We start from the raw sequence: 20,153 nt of genomic DNA, 5'->3' as shown, positions 1-20,153 counted from the left end.
GAAACATTATGCCGCTCGCCTCCACAATCCGACTGCAGGTTGAGTCAGCTCTAGCACGGAAGATTCCCTCTGCTTTGACGCCGGCTCCCAGGCTTATCCGGCCCCAGATACCCACGGGCCTGGCTGAGTTAGATGAGTTGTCGGGAGGAGGATTTCCCCTGGGAGCTTTGACGGAACTGGTCGGAGCTGAATGTAGCGGACGAACTTCAGTGGCTCTCTCGTTCCTTGCGCAGTTGACAGAGGCAAATAAGGTGTGCGCCTGGGTCGACTCGGCGAATGCCTTTCATCCTGCCTCTGCTGCTGCCATCGGAGTGGACTTAGGACGCCTGCTATGGGTCCGCTGTGCTGACGTTGCAGACACCTCTACGAAGACCGCAAAGTCTGTAACGTTGCCGCCGAAGTATTTCATCCCTGGCTCTCCGAAAAAAGGACTGCATGGTGGAGGATTTGGTCCTCATCCAAGAACCGAGGCCCGCGGACTCTCCCAAGCAATGGCCGGGCTTTTCACGGAAAAAGCTCCATTGCCCGAACCTGTGGAGATCACTGAGGCAAAGACAAACCGTTCGGCTCTAGGCGAATCTGTGCCGGCAAACCCCATCACGTATAGAAAGCGCCGTGCCAGGCATTACGACGCGATTGAGCGCGCTCTTCGCACCACTGATCTGCTTTTGCAGACTGGAGGTTTCAGCGCCATTGTTCTCGATCTCGCAGGTATCGCGCCGCAATACGTGGCACGTATTGAGCTATCGACGTGGCATCGCTATCGTGTTGCTGCGGAAAAGACGCAAGCCTGCATTCTGTTGCTGACCCAGTATCCATGCGCGAAGAGTGGATCGGAGCTGCAACTGCGCTTGCTGGATGCCGAACCGATCCTTGAAGCCCGCACAGTATTCAGCGGGATGCGGCCGCGCATCGAGGTATTGCGTCAACGCTTCCCGCAACCGGCAAACAATGTCGTGTCGATGCGCAAACCACCGCAAACGGCTCGTATGGCTTCCTGGCAGAGCCGAACTTCATGGGCAGGTGCACAATGAACTCCGGCGAGTTGTATGCCTGCCTGCTGGTGAAGGAATTCTCTGCTCAGGCATTACTACGTCTGCGTCCGGAGCTGCGCGAGAAGCCGTGTGTGGTTCTGGACGGCGAGCCGCCAGCCGAAACGGTGTGCTCGTTAAACACCAGAGCGCGGTTGTTGGGTGTGCAACGAGGAATGACGAAGGTTGAAGTGGATACCTTCGGAAACATAACAATGCTGTCCCGTTCCAGATCTGCCGAAGCGGCGTCGAAGACCGCGCTTCTGGAGTGTGCAGGGACCTACTCTCCGCGCGTTGAACTACAGGAAGAGGAGAATGTCTTTCTCTGCTGCCTGGACATCACCGGAACCGAAGCACTCTTTGGTCCGCCTGAAGTTCTTGCCAGGTCCTTGCGGCAGCGCGTGGCATTGCTTGGTATCTCTGCCCAGGTGGCGGTAAGCGGAAACTTCCATACGAGCATGCTGCTTGCAAAGGGGCTTCCTGCCAGGACAGCTATCGTTGTCGTCCCAACCGCTCAAGAATCAGCGGCATTGGCTTCCCTTCCCTTATCCGTCCTGGGCATCTCAGAAGTGCATGCCGAGACATTGTCTCGATGGGGCATCCGTACGCTTGGCATGTTGGCAGGCTTACCCCAGACAGATCTCATTGCCCGCCTGGGACAGGATGGCAAACGCCTGCAACAGATGGCTACCGGAACCTTGCCTCATCTCTTCCAGCCTATCGATATCCCGTTTGTACTTGAAGAAACAGCGGAGCTGGACTATCCACTCGACAACCTTGAATCCCTGCTTTTCGGTGTAGCCATCATGTTGGAACAACTCATCGTCCGCGCCGCCATGCGTGTCTACGCACTCGCATCGGTGACGATTGAGCTTCATCTGGAAGGAGGTAGAACACACTGCCGCACAGTATCTCCTCGCATTCCTACCAACGATAAACATCTGTGGTTGAAGCTGCTTCATCTCGATCTTGAAGCTCATCCTGCGAATGCTCCCATCGATAAAGTCTGTCTTCGCGCCGAGCCGGGAGCTACCAGCAAAGTCCAACTTGGGTTGTTCTCTCCACAGCTTCCTGAACCCGGCCGGCTGGATGTCACGCTCGCGCGCATTACGGCATTAGTCGGCGATAACAACATCGGCCGCGCCGTACTCGATGACACGCACACTTCACCCGGTTTCCATATGGAGCCGTTCGTTATTCCCTCAGGCAACGCCACCACGCAGATCTCCCGCACGGCATACGGCTGCCTTCGGCGCGTATGCCCACCGGAACAACTAACCATCACACTCGAGTCCGGAAGACCATCAGGATTTTTCTTTCGAGGACATCGCTATACAGTTCGGAATGCCTATGGGCCGTGGCTTGCAGGCGGCGAATGGTGGAATGAGCAGACCTGGCGGCAGGAGCAATGGGATCTGATTGCACGAGGCGATGACGAATCAATGCTGTACGGCTGCGTGCTCCAGGATCTTATTCACAAATCCTGGCTTCTTGTAGGGCTTTATGACTAGCGGTTATGTAGAACTCCATGCCGCAAGCGCATTTTCTTTCCTCGAAGGCGGATCTTCGCCGGAGGCAATGGCGAAGCGCGCCTTTGAAGTAGATATGCCGGCAATAGCGTTACTCGATAGAAACGGATTCTATGGATCGGCTCGCTTTCATAAGATCGCCAGCGAGAACCATATCCATGCGCATGTCGGAGCCGAGATCGCATCGGCCGCCTTCGGACAGCGGCTCGCACCCCCAACCTGGCTGCCACATCAGCATCGTTCAGAGCCGGCGCGTCTGCCTCTGTTGTGCGAGACACGCCAGGGTTATCAGAACCTCTGCCAGCTCATCACACGATTCAAAATGCGTGAGAAGAAGAAACAGGAAGGCATGGCTACGCTATCGGATCTGGAAGAGCATGCCGCCGGTCTTATATGTCTTACGGGTGGGGATGAGGGACCGCTGGCTTCAGCCTTACAGCGAGGAGGAGAAGAAGCAGGCCGAGATCTCGTCGAGAGACTGATTCACATCTTCGGGCAAAAGAACGTCTACGTAGAGTTGCAACGCCATGGTGAACGCGAGGAAGAGTGGCGTAACCAGGCCGCCATTCGCATCGCGCAGTCGCTGAAGCTTCCTCTTCTTGCGACGAATGGAGTACGGTACGCGACCAAACAGGATCGGGAGATCCTGGACCTGTTTACAGCGATTCGCAACCATACGGAACTAGACCGGGCAGGCCGTCTGCTTTCCATCAACAGCCAACGTTATATTCGTGATGCGAAGCAGATGTCGACTTTGTTCCGGGATATCCCGGGGGCAATCGAGAACACACTTGAGTTGTCCTCGCGCTTGACCTTCCAGCTTTCAGACCTTGGCTATGAGTTCCCTCGCTATCCGGTTCCTGAAGGTGAAACAATGGACAGCTTTCTTCGCAAGCGGGTCGACGAAGGAGTGATCTGTCGTTATGGTCCGAAGCGAAATGCCGCTCTATTGGAGCGGGCAAAGAAACAGGTAGACCATGAATTGAAGCTTATTGCGAAGCTTGGTTTCGCCGGCTACTTTCTTATCGTCTGGGACATCATCCGGTTCTGTAAACGTAATGACATTCTGATCCAGGGACGCGGCAGCGCGGCGAACTCCGCCGTCTGCTATGCCCTTGAGATCACAGCCATCGACCCGGTCGGCATGGAGCTGCTTTTTGAGCGGTTTCTCTCCGAAAGCCGCGGTGAGTGGCCCGACATCGATCTGGATCTGCCATCGGAGGAAAAGCGCGAAGAGGCGATTCAATATATCTATCGCCGATATGGCGAGCTTGGCGCAGCGATGACAGCGAATGTCATCACGTATCGCGGTAAGTCCGCCACACGCGAGGTTGGAAAGGCGTTGGGATTCGATGCGGAGTCGCTTCAGCGGCTCTCTTCCATTGTGGCGAACTTTGAATGGAAGGGCCCCACGGACACGATGGCGCATTCCTTCCGAAATGCGGGGTTCGATCTCTGTCATCCCCGGATCGCAAAATATCTGGAACTCTGTATGAGGATTCAGGACTTGCCGCGTCACCTGGGGCAACATTCGGGTGGGATGGTAATTTGCCAGGGACAACTGGATCACGTTGTCCCGCTGGAACGCGCCTCAATGCCTGGCCGAACCGTTGTGCAATGGGACAAGGAAGACTGCGCCGATCTTGGCATTATCAAGGTGGATCTGCTCGGGCTGGGCATGATGGCCGTTTTGAAAGACTGCCTCGAGCTGATTCCAGAACACTATGGCGAGCCGGTGGATCTGGCACAACTTCCGGAAGATGACGAGGTGTATCGTACGCTGCGGCGTGCAGACACGGTGGGAATGTTTCAAGTAGAAAGCCGTGCACAAATGGCATCACTGCCCCGCAACAATCCGGAGAAGTTCTATGACCTTGTTGTGCAGGTTGCCATTATCCGCCCCGGACCGATTGTCGGAAAGATGATGCATCCGTATATGAGGAGACGGCAGAAGCAGGAACCGGTCAGCTATCCGCATCCCTTGCTGGAGTCGACGCTCAAGCGGACACTGGGTGTCCCACTCTTTCAGGAACAACTTTTGCGTATGGCCATGGTCGTCGCCAACTTCACGGGGGCTGAAGCCGAGGAGTTACGCCGTGCTGTCGGGATGCGGCGATCGTGGGAACGCATGAAGAACCTCGAAGGCCGGTTACGGGCGGGCATGGCGGCTAATGGCATTGACGCAAAGACGCAAGACGATATTGTTCAACACATCAGCTCGTTCGCCTTATATGGATTCCCCGAATCTCATGCGGCCAGCTTCGCTCTGATCGCGTATGCATCTGCTTATTTCAAGGTCAAATATCTGGCTGCGTTTACCTGTGCCATCCTCAATTGCCAGCCGATGGGCTTTTACATGCCGGCTGTTCTGGTGAAAGACGCACAACGACATGGACTACGTGTAAAACACATCGACGTTCAACGATCGCAATGGGCCTGCACCATTGAACATGAAGAAGATGGGACCTTGTCCTTGCGCCTGGGACTTGGGTATGCAAAAGGATTCAGAAAGCAGACAGCCGATGCGCTCGTCACAGAACGTGAAGGACACGGCTTATTTCGTTCTATCGATGATTTTGTGACACGCATGGCGACAATCAACCGTAAAGAACTGACCCTTCTCTCGAGTGTGGGAGCGCTGAATGTTCTTGACGGGGTGCAGCATAGGCGGGATGCTCTGTGGCAAGTAGAACGTGCGGGACGGCCGGAAGGTCCCCTGCTTTCGCAGGTATCTGCGCTACGAGAGGAAAATCCTTCCTCTCCGCTCAACAAGATGACAACAGAAGAGAGGCTGGTGGCAGATTATGCGGGCACCGGCCTAACGGTCGGCCAGCATCCGATGGCTTGCCAGCGGCAGGAACTCCATCGTCGCAGTATTCTTTCCGCCGAAGAACTCAGGCACTACCGACATGGAGATTTCGTAAAGGCTGCAGGCTGCGTCATTGCGCGCCAACGCCCGGGCACAGCACATGGGTTCGTCTTTCTGTCGATGGAAGATGAGACCGGTATCGCCAATGTGATTGTGACACCCGATCTCTTCGAGAGAGAACGTCTTATTGTCACGCGAAGCAAGTTCATTCTTGTCGAAGGTCTGCTCCAAAACCAGGATGGCGTGATTCACGTCAAAGCTACTCGGATACGAACACTGAACGACCTGTCACTGGAGGTTCGATCACATGACTTCCACTAGTGCACGGGTAGGAGGGATTCGTAAAGAAGTAGACGCTCAAAAGCTTGGTCCGGCACTCTTGATTGCGTCGAGCCTTGTACTCGCAATTCGTACAGCCCGTTGGCCGGCAACCTCCGATGAAGGTCTAGCCAATGTGGAGTGGCAAAAAGAGGTGGAGCATAGTGGGCATATTGCAAAAGCCATGCTGAGCCACCTGATCTCCCGTTATCCGAGTCTCTTTCTTTTGAAGGATGTTCCCTGGTATGTCCCTACAGATGAGGACGTCCCTGAATGATACGGAAGCCCTACTCTGCACCTACAGGGAAAATGCTCTATTGGTGGCTGATCACCTTCAGCTCCACCTGTGTATTTTTGGGGAACTCGACCGGATGTCCTTGGGAGAGAAACCGGAAGTAAATCGACTTCGCAAAAGCGTACGCTCCGAAACCGGTAGCGACATTGCGATCGTTAACGGTCAGCGCGACGATGCGGGCAACAACACCGAAACCATTCGCGGCAACGGTTTGTCTTCCTAATCCATTTCCATCCCGGTCGCGATCATGTCCAGCGACCGCCAGCACCCCCAGCAGCGCGGGTGCCAGAAAACGATTCTTGTCGGCCGACGCCTTAACGCCCCCCTCATTGTCGATAGAAAGATTGTCCGACTTGGAGCCGTCTACTCCACTAATAACCGCCGAGACGGGCTTTGCTTCCCGGTTGAGCGGCTTCAATGTTTGAAAGACAAAACGCAATTGCCCGTTCCTGCCGAAGCTTCGCGAGTGCTTTGACTGCAGTACCGTCCCATCCAGCGAGTCTCCTTCCGCAAGGATGAGATGCTTTGCGTCATCGAAGACAGGCACAGTGACAATAGCGTGCACCGTGTCACCCTTCCTCGCCGTCTCTGAGCTCAACCGCTCAGACAGCCTGGCTGTCACCGAAATTCCTTCCGGGCCAATCGCGGACGAAGACAGTTCCGGCGATTCGGCAGCCGGCATGGGAATCATCAGGGGCCGGCTAAGGTCCGCAACAAACCTGGTTCCAGACCAGATCCGTTGCGGGTGGTACGGCAACTGGCTGAACAGAAGCTGCAGGGCACGGTCGGAACGTCCCGGGCCAAAGACGGCATCCTTCGTGTCGTTGATCTGTCCACGAACATAGCCACTGGCCTGTTTCATCAATGACGGACGCTTCTGCGCCGTAGTAAACCGGATGGGCTGTGCAGTCGAAACAGTCGCCACCGCATCGATCGCGACCTCTCTGCCATCCAGGTCGAGCGACTGAAAATGCACGATCGGCTCATGCAGAGGAGTCAGATCTCCGTCGAGCCTGGCCTGCAGGCGAATCTTGAAAGCAGTAGGAGCGAAATCCTGGACGGTGCCGGTAACGCGGGTTCCCTCGGGTAAGACCAGCCTTTCCCGTACATAGACGGGCGCAACCAGAAAGCCCTCGACAACAGTTCCACGAGCGAGCGGTATGGTCTTTCGGATCTGGATGCGAAGCGGGACCCCGGTATCGATGGTCGCCCCACTCTCGTTAGGAGCCTGGGCTTTGGCGACCACACACAATAGAAACAACAGTACTGCAGGAAGCAGCGAAAACACTCTCCGCATCATTCGTCGTGGCATCCATTCCGGCCTGGATAGTCTTAGTGAAGAGACTACCCGGTATTTGGTCGTTCTTAAACCAAAGTGACGATTGCGGCTTAAGTCTCCATGAAGGTAAGGCGGCGCCAACATTACAGGCGCGTAAACAAAAGCGCCACCGTCCAAAAGCGGCGCCCTTTGTTCTCGTCAGTACCCTCTTATTTTATCGCTGCCCCGCAATGGCTTCTACTTCACGCCATTCCGCATCGCTCAGTTGCACGTCTGCGGCTTTCATATTCTCTTCCAGATGTTGGACAGAGCTCGTTCCGGGAATCGGCAGGATGACTGGTGAGCGGTGCAGCAGCCATGCGATCGAAAGCTGCGAGAGCGTAATGCCGTGGCGCTGTGCAAAAACGTCGAGCTTGCCTCCCGGCTGAGTCAGCTTACCTGCCGCCACCGGGAACCATGGAATAAAAGCCAGACCTTCGTTGTGGCAATACTCCAGCACGGCTTCACTCTTGCGGTCGGCGATGTTGTAGAGATTCTGCACACTGACGATCTCAATGACCTTGCGCGCCTGCTTAATCTGCTCGACCGAAACCTCACTCAAGCCAACATGACGGATCTTTCCCTGCTCCTGCAGCTTCTTGACCGCGCCCAGCGACTCCTCTACCGGGACCTTTGGATCGATACGGTGGAGCTGCCACAGATCGATCTGCTGCAGCTTAAGGCGCCGCAGGCTCAGCTCAACCTGCTGGATCAGGTACTCCGGGCGTCCAAGCGGTACCCATACATCCGGTCCCGTCCGGGCAAGCCCAGATTTGGTCGCGATCACGACACCCGGCTTATACGGAGCCAGGGCCTGGCCGATAAGCTCTTCACTGATGGTGGGCCCATAGCTGTCAGCCGTATCGATAAAATTCACGCCCAGCTCTACCGCCCGGCGCAACACCGCCTTCATCGCCTCGCGGTCTGCAGGCTCTCCCCACACGCCCTTGCCCACAATACGCATTGCGCCGTAACCCAGGCGGGTAATTTCCAGGTCTCCGCCCAGGCGGAAGGTCTTCGCGATCGATGCCATATCTGTCTCCCTCGTTCCGCTTAGATGTCGCGCATCCTCAACAGGATTCGAGACGATATAAACGTTTCTACCCGTCTAACGCGCAGAAAAAATGAGCGAATCGGTCTTCCGCAATCGATTGACTTCTCTATCGATACGTTGAGCAAGTATCATGTGGGGCAATCTCACTTGCGCAGGAGTTCGTCGGCGAAATGATCCAGAAGAAGTCTGCAGGCTTGTCTTTTCTTACCCGCCTTGTACCTACCCGTCGTCTCTTCTTCCTCGCAGGCGCTGCCTGTACCGCCGCAGTGACACTTCTTACGGTCACTCATATGGGGCGTGTGGATGCTCAGCAAGCCAAGCCCAAAACTCCGGGCAACGACTGGATTCAGCTCTTCAATGGAAAAGACCTCACCGGCTGGGTTCCCGTCGGCGCTGAGAGCTGGACGGTGGAAGACGATGGTGTGCTACACGGCAAGGGACTGACCAAAGCCTACGGTTACCTGGAGACCGATAAGGACTACAAAGACTTCCAGCTTTCGTTACGCTTCAAGTGTGTCGGCGATGGTAACAGTGGAGTCTTCTTCCATACCGGTTTCAAACCTAACTCTGTCGACACCACGCAGGGCATGCAGTTTGAGATCGACTGCACCATGATGCACCACACCGCCGGCGTCTACGCTGAAGATGGCCGCGGATGGGTCGTCTGGCCTGCGCCTGAGAATGAAGGTGTCGTCCGCCACGGCGAGTGGAACGATTACCTGGTGGAAGTAGTTGGCAACCGCTACCGGTCACGTTTGAACGGCGTGCCTATGGTGGACTTCACTGATCCTAAGCCCGGCGCTCCCGATGGCCGTATCGCGCTGCAGCTGCATGCCGGCGGCGAAGGTAACATGCAGTTCAAAGACATCTGGATCCGCGATCTGTCAAAACGCTGATCACAAACGTACATGGCTCAGCAAGGCTGAAGCGGCCCGCTTCAGCCTGCACCGCTTCAACCTTGCACCGTTTTAACCTCGCACATAGGACCTCTTCATGCCTGAAAGCAACAGGAGCCGTAGTTCGTCCCGCCGCATCGCTGCGGCGATCTTGCTGCTCATCCCTGCAGGGATCACGCTGTACAGCGTGGCGCAGCATATTGAGACGTCGAAGTTCAACGAAGCGCCTATGCGCCCGGTCGACCCTCCTCAGGTCGTCGCCGCAGGCAAGGTGCTATACGAAAAGCACTGTGAGAGCTGCCATAGCGCGGACCTGCGCGGTAAGGAGAACGTTGGACCCAATATCCTTCGCTCTCAAGACGCTCTTGTGGACATGCACGGTGAGTCCCTTGAACCTATTATCCGTGGTGAAAAGGCAGGACTCACAAATCACCGCATCCTGACGGAGAAGGACGATGTCGCTGCGGTCGCAGCCTATGTTCGCAGCATCCTAAGCGAGATCGGCAGCCAGGGACGCGCACCGGGGGATGCTCTGCGGTCGCCAAATATCCTGGTTGGCGACGCTGCCAGCGGCCAGCATTACTTTGAAGCAAAGTGCACCCGCTGCCACTCTGCCGAGGGCGATATGAAGGGCATCGGCAAGAAGATCTCCAGCCCGAAGACGTTGCAATCGGCATGGATCCGCGGCAACCACTTCGGAGTGCCTGTTCCGGTGATCACCGCCACGGTGCAGGAACCGGGCAAACCGGCCGTTGAGGGGACAGCGATTCATGTCGATGACTTCCTGGTGACGGTGAAGCTACAGGACGGCACGCTGCAAAGCATCCGCCGGACGCCGCAGACCAAAGTCGAGGTGCATGATCCATTGGAGGCTCACCGCAACCTGCTTCCGACCTACACCGACAAAGATATTCACGACGTAACCGCATACCTGGTGACACTCAAGTGATGAAGCTTCGGATCTTCTCGTTTACTGCGGCGCTCCTGCTTGGACCTCTATCGCATGCACAAGCCGTCTCGCATGAGGACCTGATGCGTCCACTCAAGGACTCATGGCTCACCTATAACGGTGACTACACCTCGAAGCGCTATAGCTCACTGACCGCTGTTAACCGCAATACCGTGAAGAACCTCGGCCTTGCCTGGGTCGCCAAGATGGTGCCCGGGAATGAGCCGGCGCCATTGACCGGCTACAGTCGCGTCAACGCACCGGTCATTGTGGGCGGAGAAGGTACAGAGCAGCGCAGTGCTCGCGGCGGTTCGATCAAGGGTACCTTCCTCGAGAACAACGGAGTGCTCTATGTCACCATGCCCGACAATGTGTGGGCTGTCGACGCACGCAGCGGCGAAGTACTGTGGCACTACTTCTGGAAGACTCGCGGCGGCACGCACATCGGCAATCGCGGTGTTGCCCTGTGGCATGACTACGTCTTCTTCGAGACGCCGGACAACTATCTCGTCTCTCTGGAAGCCAAGACCGGAAAAGAGCGCTGGCATCGCAAGATCGCGAATGTCGAAGGCGGCTACTTCTCTACCCCCGCACCCACCATCATCAAAAACCATGTGCTCGCAGGCGTGGGCAATGACATCGATGCTCCCATGTTCCTGAAGTCCTACGATCCCGAGACCGGAGATCTGCAGTGGACGTGGTACGTCACGCCCCAGAACCCCGGCGATCCCGGACTCGATACATGGAAGAACCTTGATGCGGCGCGTCATGGCGGCGGAGGAACATGGGTCGCCGGAGCCTACGATCCGGAGACCAACCTCTATATCCTCGGAACCGGCAATCCCACTCCTTCCTGGCAGACCGGCCTTCGTGGAGATGGCGATAACCTCTACACCTGCTCGCTGGTCGCCTTGGACGTGGATACCGGCAAGCTGAAGTGGTACTACTCCACCTCACCGCACGACACGCATGACTACGACTCGGCCCAGGTTCCGGTACTGGTAGATGGTAAGTTCAAGGGACGGCAGCGCAAACTGGTAATGACTGCTTCCCGCAACGGCTACTTCTTCGTACTTGATCGTGTGACCGGAGAGCATCTGCTGACCAGCAAGTTGAGTGATGCAACCAACTGGGCGGAAGGCTATACCGATAAGGGTGGCCCAAAGACAAATCCCGCGAAGGACGCCTCGATCGGCGGAACGCTGATCTCGCCAGCCTCAGGAGGCACGGTCAACTGGCAGCCGCCGGCCTTCTCGCCGCAGACAGGTCTTCTCTATCAATACCACGTTGATAGCTACTCGATGGCCTATCTCACCGATCCCGATCCGCGTGGCGCTATGGGCCTTGGTGGTAAGGAAGAGGTTGGCATGGGCACCACCGGCAGCTACGTGCTCGGTATCGACTACAAAACAGGTACGCCTCGCTGGCGTCGCAAGCTCTATGGAACGGGCTTTGGCGGCGGCGGTCTGCTGGCTACGGCCGGAGGTCTGGTCTTCACCGGAGACGGCTCGGGCAGCCTGGTCGCCTTCGATGCCGCCAATGGCAATCCGTTGTGGAGCACACGCATCGGCTCCGTATCCAACGCTCCGCAGACCTTCGAGCTCGATGGACATCAGTACGTGATCTCCGCTGTGGGTGACACGGTGTATGCTTTTGAACTCAAGTAGCTGAGCTGTTATAGCAAATAAGAAGGCGCGCCCGATCTGGACGCGCCTTCTTATTTGCTGAGCGTTTGCTAGAGCGCAGCCATGACCTCACGATAGAGGTACTTCGCGCCTTCGATGCCGTCCCAAGGACCATCTTCGTACTCCAGGGCAAAGACACCGATGTAATTGTTGTTCAGCATAATGCGCACGTTCCGCTGCACATCGGGTTGCCCCCAGCGGTCCCAGAACTTGGCATGGCAGGTGGTGTGGGCGTAGGGCGCCAGATCTTCCAGTGCGTGATAGAGCAGATACTTGTGCTCCCAGTTGCAGAAGTCAGGTGATGCCTCGCAGTAGGTGTTGTTGACCTCTTCGATGATCGTCCGGATATTGATGGGGTTAGCGGTAAGTCCCCAATGGTTCTCCAGGGTTACCTTCACGCCTACCTGCGCGCCATACTCAGCCATCTCCTTGAATGACTCGATGCACTTGTCCATGTACTTTTCGAGATCAGGATTCTTGGGATAGCTGGTCTCATTCGGCTGCGGTGACGGAGCGATGCGAGGACCTCCGCTGTTGACGCGCATGCTCTTCGCGCCAAGAATCGCGGCGCCGTCCAGCCACTTCTTCGCTACATCGATTCCTGCACGGCGCTTCGCTTCATCCAGATCACAGATATCGCGCGGAGCATTGTTGGAGATGTGGTGACAGGCAACGCCTTCGGCATGCTGCTTGGCGGCCATCTTTTCGAGCCACTTTTTGCCGTTGTCGCTTGCCGGGTTGAACTCGGTGATCTGGCGAGGCTTCCCGTCGTAGCCGGTGATGGTCATCGGCTCGTACTGACTTTGATCGTCCACATCACCGAAGAGACTGGACCAGATATCCATCTTCGTCACGCCGGGAAAAGTCGCCTTAGTGAATGCCGGGAAGTCCAGCAGCGTAATCTCGCCGTATTTCTTCTTCATATCGGCAACGGTCTTCTTGTCGCCGACATTGCCACGGTTCTTGAAGATCCAGCGGATGGGATAGCTGTTGGAGGCGATGCGCGCAACCTTCTCCTTATCGGTAAGGTCGCGCTTCACACCGGCATGCGTAATGGGCTCTGGAGCCGTGGCCTGTTGTGCTTCGAGTGCTGATGGAGCAAGCAAACCGGCAGCCAGCCCCGTGCCTGCACCGCGAAGAAAGCTGCGGCGGTTGTACTGCTTCGTGAGGCCAGATGCCGTATTACTCATCGTCCAAATCTCCTTCAAGGGAATTTCTATGATGCTCGTGTAATCAGAGGGCCTGTTTCCAATCATTGAGCCGCTGCACGGCAAGCTTAATATCCGCAGTCCGCTGCGCCGCATCGGGCTCTTCACGTTCGATCGTCAGCAAGCCGGTGTAGTTGATCTGCTTCAGGAGTTTGAGAAATCCAGGAAAGTCGACTTCACCCTCGCCCAGCGCAACTTCGTGTCCTAGCTGGCCAGGGCCTGCCGGCGAGCGGCCGTCTTTGCAGTGCACTGAGAGGACATGATCCTGCAGCAGGGCAAGCGCTTCCAAGGGATCGCCAGAACCGTAGAGCACAATGTTGGCAGGATCGAAGTTCACCTTGATGTTCGGCCGCTGCACGTCGCCCAGGAAGCGAAGCAGCGCCGGCGCGCTCTCCTGGCCGGTCTCGAGCACAAAGTTCTGGTCGTTGGCAGCGCAGATATCGCAGAGCTCCCGGGCAATACCGATCAGCTTTTGATACAAGGGCTCGGAGGCATCTTCAGGGATAAAGCCGATGTGGCAGGAGAGCGCCCTCAAGCCAAGCTGCGCGGCAAAGTCAGAGACCTGACGTGTGCGTTCGATGCGCTCGGCGGCATAGCCCGGGGCTGTGAATCCAACGGTCTGATGAACGCGCTCCAGGTCGGCATAGTCTTCTCCTGCGTATGCAGCCACGGCGCTGGAGAAATAGACATCACCGTTTGCCAGGGCTTCCTTCCAGCCGGCAAGCGCTGCTGTTGTATCCAGGCTCGGCGGCACACCAAGCTGTCCGGCACTCAGGCCAAACTCTTTCAATTCCGCAAGGTGAACTGCCGGTTCCTTCTCTGCCCAGAAAACAAGCCCTAGCTGCATCGGTGTTACTGCCATTGCATCTCTCTTCCCTGCTCCTCACGGGAGCGTTTTACAAGTTCAGACAGGCGCACCACGCGGGCGGAGTCCGCCGGAGGACAGCGGAGGGGAGCCACACCGCGCGTTGCGCAATCGACAAAGTAAGCGATCTCATCAGCGTAAGCGTCGTGCTCAGGGATGGCGATCTCTTTCGCAACACCGCCGTGCAACTGCTTGAGCACGCTGCCATCGTAGTGCAGCTCGCTTTCCGCTGCACCTACCTGAAAACTCGCCGAGAACGGCGTCTCCGGCGCCAACCACCCTCCAGTGACATTTACCTTGAGACCGTTCGGGTAAGTCAATGTGATCTCAGCGGTATCGACCTCGCCAATGCTGACTGCAGATACTGACACAGGAGCTCCAAACCAGAGCAGCACTTGATCGAGATCGTGGCTCAGCAGATCGAGAATCGCTCCACCACTGCGGGCTTCATCAGAGAGCCATGTGCTCCACTGCGGATATCCGGTGCTGCGCTGCAGCCGGCAGGAACGAAGCTTGTCCACGCCAAATCTCCGCACATACTCCATGGCATAGACGTAAGGCTGCATGAAGCGAAGCACCTGCGCGACCATGAAAACTTTGCCTGCTTTGTCGGCCGCAGCCATCAACTCTTCGCACTCAGCTACGTGCAATGACATCGGCTTCTCGCAGAGCACGTGCTTCCCTGCCTGCAACGCTGCCGTAATGACCTCCTGGTGAAGGTGGGTCGGCAGGCAGATATCGACTGCATCGACGTCCGGATCATCGATGACGTCACGCCAGTTCGGAGTCCACTTTACAGACTCGTCAATTGTGGCTGTCTTCAGCGCCAGGTTACCGCGTGTTGGGCTATCGGCTGAGGGACGTGTGTTGGATGCAAGGGCATATAAGGTCATGCCCGGGAGACTTTGAATGGCGGCCGCATGGGCACCACCCATGAAACCGTATCCGATAAGACCGATCTTCATTTACAACTCCGCATTCATTATTCCAGTGAGGGATGTATCAGGCACGGCTCAGGAATGGCTTCGGGCCGAAGTGTAAACCGTGGGTGTGAACGTCAGGTCATCCACAAATGGGAAGGTCGGTTTGCGGTACTTATTGGTTGGTAGATGAACGATGTCCTGATTGATAGAGCCATCCGTCAGAGCCATCAGATTAGGATTAGCGATGGCTTTGATCTGCGGTTCGAGATAGCCGGACTTCACGACGACGATCTTCGCTGATTTTGGGTCGATGCCCATCTTCGTGAAGTCGACAATCTCGTGATACGGGCGGCGGTAGGCGCTCAAAATCAGCGTAATGCCCTGGATTTGAACAGCTGCTTCCCGTTTCGCTGGATCGGCGATATCAAGCAGCGACTTTACCGTAGCCTGCACCTTCACCGGTTTGCTGGCATAAGGGTCGAGCGTAGCACCGATCGACAGCGAGACCGTTTTACCGACACCCGCCTGATAACAGGCTTCTACAGCCGGCCGGTCCGCAATGCCACCGAAGACTACATCTTTGGCGCCTGCCTTCAGGAGCGCTTCCAGTACGGTGGCCTGGTCGCCATTGCCTCCGCCGGTTGGGTTATCGCCGGAGTCAGCAAGGACGACGGGAGAGGTCTTGGATGCCAGTGCTTTTTGAACGCAGGCGTCGAGCGAACAGACCTCGGTACCGAAGTCGAACTCGCGGCGAGCATCCCAATACTGTTGCGCCAGATTCTTCGCGACCTTTTCTTCTGCTGCAGGATTGGTTCCGGTCACGACTACCGAAGCGGCGCCACGCGGCTCGTCTGCCCAGACATATCCCACAAGCATGGAGACATCGAGCACTCCAGGCGTCTTATTCAACTCCGGTAACTGGGACCACAGACGCTTGCCGGGATTCCATTCCGTTGAGCTCCGCTCACCTGGCATCAACACCGGGATGCTGGCCCACATCAATGTCGTCCGAATATTTTCCTGAATGCACTTCACCAGCATGTCGCAGGCGCGGCTCATGGTCTCTTCGCGATCGATATGGGGTGCCGTCCGGAAGGCAGACATCATGTCCAGCGTGTCGATAATGCGCTTGCTGATATTGCCATGCAGGTCGTAGCTGGCCGACATTCTGCACTTCGGGCCAACGACGTTACGAGCCGACTCATACCAGTCAGCTTCTGCATCCTGCATCCCCTCGACGAACATGGCTCCGTGCATGGGAAGGTAGAGGCCATCCAGTGGCAACAGTGCCTTCAGGCGCTCCAGAAACTCAGCTTTGATCTTGTCGTAAGTATCTCGTGCTATCGGCCCTCCAGGGACAGCGGTAGCGACGAGTGTCGGCATAAATGGAACAGCGGGGTAACGGGTTTTCAGAAAAGCGAAGCGGGCATTCTCATCCGCTTCTTTCCCCCGCAGAATGGTGAAGTCTTCCATCCGTGCACGGATGTGGCCGTAGGTGCTGCTCTCAATCCCGATGCCACCGTACGCGATACGCGGCGTGGTTCCCGCCGACCATCCGCGGCTTGAGGCTGCAAGGGCAAAGGCAGACGCCGAAGCGGTCTTCAAAAACTCTCTACGTTGCATGGGTGCAGATGCTCCTGGAAAGTTGAAACGATTCAGGAAATTGGGGCGGCCATGAAGGCCGCCCCGTGGGTTATTGGTTAGAACTTTACGCGCGCCGCGAACTGAATGAGACGCGGGTTGTAGGCATTCGCGGTTGAAGCGATCGTGCCGAAGGTTGCTACTGGAGCACCTGCCGAGAGCGACAGCGATGAGAGCGGGTTCACAAACTGCGCTGTGTTCAAGACGTTGAAGGCCTCGGTGCGGAACTCAAGCTTCACACGTTCGGTCAGATCAAAATTCTTGAACAAGGATAAGTCCACGCGCTGGAGTCCAGGACCGTAAAGCTGGTTACGACGCTGATTGCTCACCGTTCCAGCAGGTTGGAAGGAGAAGGCGCTGGTATCGAACCACTTACCAACGGTCGGATGGCTGACTTTACCGCTTCCCGTCATGTTCGAACGGTCACTATTGCCCGCCGTCGGGCGTGTACCGCTACGATTTGTCACGTTCGTGACCGAAAATGGCATACCGGTATTCCACACTACGATGCCATTTGCCTGCCAACCCCGGGCGAGCACGCCAGTGAAACCGTGCAGACCCTGACCAAATGGCAGAGCGTAGTTGAATGTACCGGTCACACGCTGACGGACATCCAGATTGCCGTTGCCATATTCAAGCGTAGGAATCAGGTCCGCCGAAGATCCGAAGCCATTGCCACCGTTGTTGCTGATCGACTCTGAGTTATCCAGCAGACGTGCCCACGTATAGCCAACCTGCAGATCCAATCCCTTGCTGAAGCGCCGCTTCAGTACGGCCTGCATCGCATGATAGCTGCTTGCCCCATTACTGCGATAAAGCGGAATGGATGTGACATTTGGCACGGTGGCGTTGAACCGACGACGAGTGTTGAAGTCGGTTGCGGTTGCAGGAGAATTTGTTGTTGTATCGCCCCGCGCTGCCGGAGTGAACGACTGAGCGCTTAGTGCTATAGGAACAGTGTTGTAGTCCGAAAGGTAGTAGGCATTATGGCGACCCAATTCACCTACGTAGGACAGCGTTCCTACAAAACCAGCGACTTCGCGCTCCACCGTCAGGTTGAACTGTTCGATGTAGGTTGAGCGGAAGTTCGGATCCAGAGCTGCGGTAATGCTGCCGCTAGGACTAATGTAGTCGTTAGGCGTGGGCGTAGGCAGGCCAGCGGCAAACTTCGCATATTGTCCGGGGTTCTGCAGGCCCAGGCTGGTTGCCTGCGCAACTGCCTGCGCCGGAGTATAGGCACCCCAGGTTGCGATGAAGGGCTGATTGACCAGCGCCGAACCAGAGGTCGTGTTCTCAGGAGCAAAGGTCAAACCAAAGCCGCCACGGATCACCGTTCGAGGCATGGGCGTATAGGCAAAACCAAAGCGCGGCGCGAAGTTGCTGTAGTCGGTCTGCACACCGCCATGCGAGCCGGCATTGCGTCCCGCGACCAGGATCCGCCCTTGATTGATATCGAAGTTAGACAGAACATTGTTGATTTCCGTATACGGTGTGAACAGGTCGTAACGGACACCCACATTCAACGTCAGGTTTGGAAGCAGATGAATGTCATCCTGCACAAATACGTGCGGCTCCCAGGTACGATTGTGTGGCGTGTACAGGATCCAGTTACGGCCGCCGCTGAGATAGTCGCCACTCAACAGGGTGGAGAAATCCGTAAACGACCAGTTGCCGTTCGCCGTGTCAGTCTGCGTTGTGGAGTCCTGCCGGCGGATCACGCCACCACCGATCTTGATGGTCTGCTTATGCCGAATGTAATTAACGATACCCGCATACTGCCAGGTGTTCTCGTGATAGATGATCGGCGGGCGATTGCCGAGCGTCGGAGCGGTTCCCTGATTGACAGTGACGGCAGAGAGCTCTGCTGTTCGACCATCGACGTTGATATTAGGCTGCCCCATTGCCGAGTTGATCGCCTTCCCAAAGTTCAGCGGAAACTGGGCATTATCGAGAAGCGTATAACCAGCCTTCAGCTCTAACAACAGGGTGGGGGTGAAGGTATGGACGTAGTTGAGATGGGCCTGATGCGCACGCGTCTGCGCCGGTCCAGGATAGCTTCCAAGGTTGCCGCCGGGGTCGATGACACCGGCCGCAGAGTTCACCGCCGGGTACAGCGTACCGATCTTGGTATCAACGCGGTTATAGGTGTACCGTAGATAGGCCCAATCACCATTCTGAAAACGGTGATCAACGCGTCCATCGCCAACCTTCGCGAACTGGTTATCGGCGCGAGCTCCTACGTAATTGCCGGACAGAAGGTTGTTCGTCGGCAACGGGAACAGATTGAAGTACTGCTGACCGATCTTGTCGAAGGATGAGCTTGGAACTACTTTGTTGATCCCTGAATTGTCAGTGAAGTTACCCGGGTTCTGACGCTCGAACAATGTGGGGACTGTCGTGGTGGTCGGGTTCTGATTCCTGACGAGGTCCAGGCCCTCGTAGTCCGCAAAGAAGAAGGTGCGGTTTTTGATGATGGGGCCACCAATGCTGCCACCGTACTGGTTCTGGCGAAACTTAGGCTTAGGAATGCTAGCGCCGAACTTGTACGGGTTCGCATTCAGCACATCGTTACGGAGGAACTCATACACCGTTCCGTGAAGCGTATTCGTGCCAGACTTCGTGATCACGTTCACAATCGCACCCGCCGCACGACCTACCTCTGCCGTAAAGACGTTCGCCTGAACGCTGACTTCCTGAATCGAATCGACCGAAGGACGAACACCGATCGAGCCGATCACGCGCTCGTTATTGTCAATGCCATCGATGGTCTGGTTGTTCATCATATCCGCCTGACCGTTCATCGAGACAGATGACGTCTGGCGGCGATCGTCGGGCCGGTTGCCGCTGGCGAGACCGTTGTTCAGGCCCTCTGTTGCTCCCGGGGTCACCTGGACAAGGTTGATGAAGTTACGGCCATTCAGCGGCAGTTCCTGAGTCGCCTTTTCCGTAACGGTTGTAATCAGCGCTGAGGAGTCCGTATGCAGTGCCGGAGGGGTAGCCTCGACGTTCACAATCTCGCCCTGGGAACCCACGATCATGTGTGAGTCTTCGCGGGCGCGATCACCTGCTGCGATGCTGAACGAATCGATCCTGAAGACCTTGAATCCTGCAGCCGTTACTACAAGCGAGTAGCGGCTTGGCTTCAGCAGGGTGAAGACGTACTCGCCACCATCACCTGAGGTGAGGGTGCGCGTCTCGTGCGTTTCGACGTTGGTCAGCTCAACTTTTGCCTTAGGGATAACGGCGCCGCTTTCGTCCGTCACCGTACCGACAACATCAGCAGTAGTGTTCTGCGCCAGGAGCGGCGACCCGGTAAACAACAAGACAGAGCCGGCAAGCAGGGCTCCGCCAAGGACGGAACGCGTGAAACAAAGAGAACTCGCCGGGAACCATCCCCCCGGCCTCCGTTGACTGGTACTCCTAAAACCAAACTTCATTTGCGGCCTCCCACAATCTCGATTGGTTGTGTGTGATGCGGGGCTGCCCACCATAACGCCAGGAAAAGACCCGCGGAGTAGGAATGCGCTGTGTTTTATGTTGTCTTCTTATTCTTTCAGTAACCGAAATTATTC

At 56.5% G+C, this 20,153-nt stretch carries 14 protein-coding genes; 7 read left to right on the top strand and 7 right to left on the bottom strand.

Going from position 1 to position 20,153, the window contains the following annotated elements; all coding sequences use genetic code 11:
- Nucleotides 1-8: 8 nt before the first annotated feature.
- Genes FTW19_RS14450 through FTW19_RS14435 form a run of 4 tightly spaced genes read left to right on the top strand, consistent with a single transcriptional unit; the run spans nt 9 to nt 6,024 of the window.
- A complete protein-coding gene (locus FTW19_RS14450) occupies nt 9-1,034 on the top strand; it encodes a recombinase RecA (protein WP_147648289.1) in 1,026 nt (341 codons plus the stop codon).
- Nucleotides 1,016-2,542 carry a DNA polymerase Y family protein gene (locus FTW19_RS14445; protein ID WP_246153307.1) on the top strand — a complete coding sequence of 509 codons (1,527 nt, stop codon included), beginning with the start codon at nt 1,016-1,018 and terminating at the stop codon, nt 2,540-2,542. The genes FTW19_RS14450 and FTW19_RS14445 overlap by 19 nt, the downstream gene beginning before the upstream one ends.
- On the top strand, nt 2,535-5,750 hold the full coding sequence (locus FTW19_RS14440; RefSeq protein WP_147648288.1) for a DNA polymerase III subunit alpha: 3,216 nt from the start codon (nt 2,535-2,537) through the stop codon (nt 5,748-5,750). The genes FTW19_RS14445 and FTW19_RS14440 overlap by 8 nt, the downstream gene beginning before the upstream one ends.
- Nucleotides 5,737-6,024, top strand: coding sequence for a hypothetical protein (locus FTW19_RS14435; protein WP_147648287.1), 288 nt, complete (start codon nt 5,737-5,739; stop codon nt 6,022-6,024). The genes FTW19_RS14440 and FTW19_RS14435 overlap by 14 nt, the downstream gene beginning before the upstream one ends.
- Before the next feature lie 37 nt (nt 6,025-6,061).
- Here FTW19_RS14435 and FTW19_RS14430 read toward each other — a convergent pair whose 3' ends face one another.
- Both FTW19_RS14430 and FTW19_RS14425 read right to left on the bottom strand, forming a co-directional pair.
- The gene (locus FTW19_RS14430; protein WP_147648286.1) at nt 6,062-7,342 is read right to left on the bottom strand and encodes a hypothetical protein; all 1,281 of its coding nucleotides are present in this window, start codon (nt 7,340-7,342) and stop codon (nt 6,062-6,064) included.
- A 193-nt stretch (nt 7,343-7,535) separates the two neighbouring features.
- Nucleotides 7,536-8,393, bottom strand: a complete 858-nt coding sequence (locus FTW19_RS14425) for an aldo/keto reductase (RefSeq protein ID WP_147648285.1) — start codon at nt 8,391-8,393, stop codon at nt 7,536-7,538.
- 191 nt (nt 8,394-8,584) lie between these two features.
- On the opposite strand from FTW19_RS14425, the gene FTW19_RS14420 reads away from it, so the two are divergent.
- From FTW19_RS14420 to FTW19_RS14410, 3 genes are all read left to right on the top strand, one after another.
- Complete coding sequence (locus FTW19_RS14420; protein ID WP_147648284.1) at nt 8,585-9,310, top strand: 3-keto-disaccharide hydrolase; 726 nt, start codon at nt 8,585-8,587, stop codon at nt 9,308-9,310.
- A 97-nt stretch (nt 9,311-9,407) separates the two neighbouring features.
- Entirely contained in the window at nt 9,408-10,259 is an 852-nt protein-coding gene (locus FTW19_RS14415; RefSeq protein ID WP_147648283.1) for a c-type cytochrome, read from the top strand.
- Nucleotides 10,259-11,926 carry an acido-empty-quinoprotein group A gene (locus FTW19_RS14410; protein WP_147648282.1) on the top strand — a complete coding sequence of 556 codons (1,668 nt, stop codon included), beginning with the start codon at nt 10,259-10,261 and terminating at the stop codon, nt 11,924-11,926. Before FTW19_RS14415 ends, FTW19_RS14410 begins: the two co-directional genes overlap by 1 nt.
- Nucleotides 11,927-11,994: 68 nt before the next feature.
- On the opposite strand, the gene FTW19_RS14405 is transcribed toward FTW19_RS14410, so the two are convergent.
- The 5 genes from FTW19_RS14405 to FTW19_RS14385 all read right to left on the bottom strand — a co-directional run bounded on the left by FTW19_RS14405 (nt 11,995) and on the right by FTW19_RS14385 (nt 20,018).
- Nucleotides 11,995-13,134: a sugar phosphate isomerase/epimerase family protein gene (locus tag FTW19_RS14405; protein ID WP_147648281.1), complete on the bottom strand. Its 1,140-nt coding sequence runs from the start codon at nt 13,132-13,134 to the stop codon at nt 11,995-11,997.
- Between the two features lie 43 nt (nt 13,135-13,177).
- Nucleotides 13,178-14,014 carry a sugar phosphate isomerase/epimerase family protein gene (locus FTW19_RS14400; RefSeq protein WP_222705460.1) on the bottom strand — a complete coding sequence of 279 codons (837 nt, stop codon included), beginning with the start codon at nt 14,012-14,014 and terminating at the stop codon, nt 13,178-13,180.
- A complete protein-coding gene (locus FTW19_RS14395; RefSeq protein WP_147648280.1) occupies nt 14,005-14,982 on the bottom strand; it encodes a Gfo/Idh/MocA family protein in 978 nt (325 codons plus the stop codon). Before FTW19_RS14395 ends, FTW19_RS14400 begins: the two co-directional genes overlap by 10 nt.
- 48 nt (nt 14,983-15,030) lie before the next feature.
- Nucleotides 15,031-16,563 (bottom strand): M81 family metallopeptidase, encoded by a 1,533-nt coding sequence (locus tag FTW19_RS14390; protein ID WP_147648279.1) that lies wholly within the window; start codon nt 16,561-16,563, stop codon nt 15,031-15,033.
- A gap of 77 nt (nt 16,564-16,640) precedes the next feature.
- A complete protein-coding gene (locus FTW19_RS14385) occupies nt 16,641-20,018 on the bottom strand; it encodes a TonB-dependent receptor (protein WP_147648278.1) in 3,378 nt (1,125 codons plus the stop codon).
- Nucleotides 20,019-20,153 lie beyond the last annotated feature (135 nt).

Source organism: Terriglobus albidus (assembly GCF_008000815.1).
GTDB lineage: Bacteria > Acidobacteriota > Terriglobia > Terriglobales > Acidobacteriaceae > Terriglobus > Terriglobus albidus_A.
This window is presented reverse-complemented; position numbering and strand designations above follow the sequence as displayed.

What these genes read in the sequence shown, in the direction of transcription:
- FTW19_RS14450 (WP_147648289.1), top strand. Translation starts at nt 9, where the DNA reads ATGCCGCTCGCCTCCACAATCCGACTGCAGGTTGAGTCAGCTCTAGCA.
- FTW19_RS14445 (WP_246153307.1), top strand. Translation starts at nt 1,016, where the DNA reads ATGGGCAGGTGCACAATGAACTCCGGCGAGTTGTATGCCTGCCTGCTG.
- FTW19_RS14440 (WP_147648288.1), top strand. Translation starts at nt 2,535, where the DNA reads ATGACTAGCGGTTATGTAGAACTCCATGCCGCAAGCGCATTTTCTTTC.
- FTW19_RS14435 (WP_147648287.1), top strand. Translation starts at nt 5,737, where the DNA reads ATGACTTCCACTAGTGCACGGGTAGGAGGGATTCGTAAAGAAGTAGAC.
- FTW19_RS14430 (WP_147648286.1), bottom strand. Translation starts at nt 7,342, where the DNA reads ATGATGCGGAGAGTGTTTTCGCTGCTTCCTGCAGTACTGTTGTTTCTA.
- FTW19_RS14425 (WP_147648285.1), bottom strand. Translation starts at nt 8,393, where the DNA reads ATGGCATCGATCGCGAAGACCTTCCGCCTGGGCGGAGACCTGGAAATT.
- FTW19_RS14420 (WP_147648284.1), top strand. Translation starts at nt 8,585, where the DNA reads ATGATCCAGAAGAAGTCTGCAGGCTTGTCTTTTCTTACCCGCCTTGTA.
- FTW19_RS14415 (WP_147648283.1), top strand. Translation starts at nt 9,408, where the DNA reads ATGCCTGAAAGCAACAGGAGCCGTAGTTCGTCCCGCCGCATCGCTGCG.
- FTW19_RS14410 (WP_147648282.1), top strand. Translation starts at nt 10,259, where the DNA reads ATGAAGCTTCGGATCTTCTCGTTTACTGCGGCGCTCCTGCTTGGACCT.
- FTW19_RS14405 (WP_147648281.1), bottom strand. Translation starts at nt 13,134, where the DNA reads ATGAGTAATACGGCATCTGGCCTCACGAAGCAGTACAACCGCCGCAGC.
- FTW19_RS14400 (WP_222705460.1), bottom strand. Translation starts at nt 14,014, where the DNA reads ATGGCAGTAACACCGATGCAGCTAGGGCTTGTTTTCTGGGCAGAGAAG.
- FTW19_RS14395 (WP_147648280.1), bottom strand. Translation starts at nt 14,982, where the DNA reads ATGAAGATCGGTCTTATCGGATACGGTTTCATGGGTGGTGCCCATGCG.
- FTW19_RS14390 (WP_147648279.1), bottom strand. Translation starts at nt 16,563, where the DNA reads ATGCAACGTAGAGAGTTTTTGAAGACCGCTTCGGCGTCTGCCTTTGCC.
- FTW19_RS14385 (WP_147648278.1), bottom strand. Translation starts at nt 20,018, where the DNA reads ATGAAGTTTGGTTTTAGGAGTACCAGTCAACGGAGGCCGGGGGGATGG.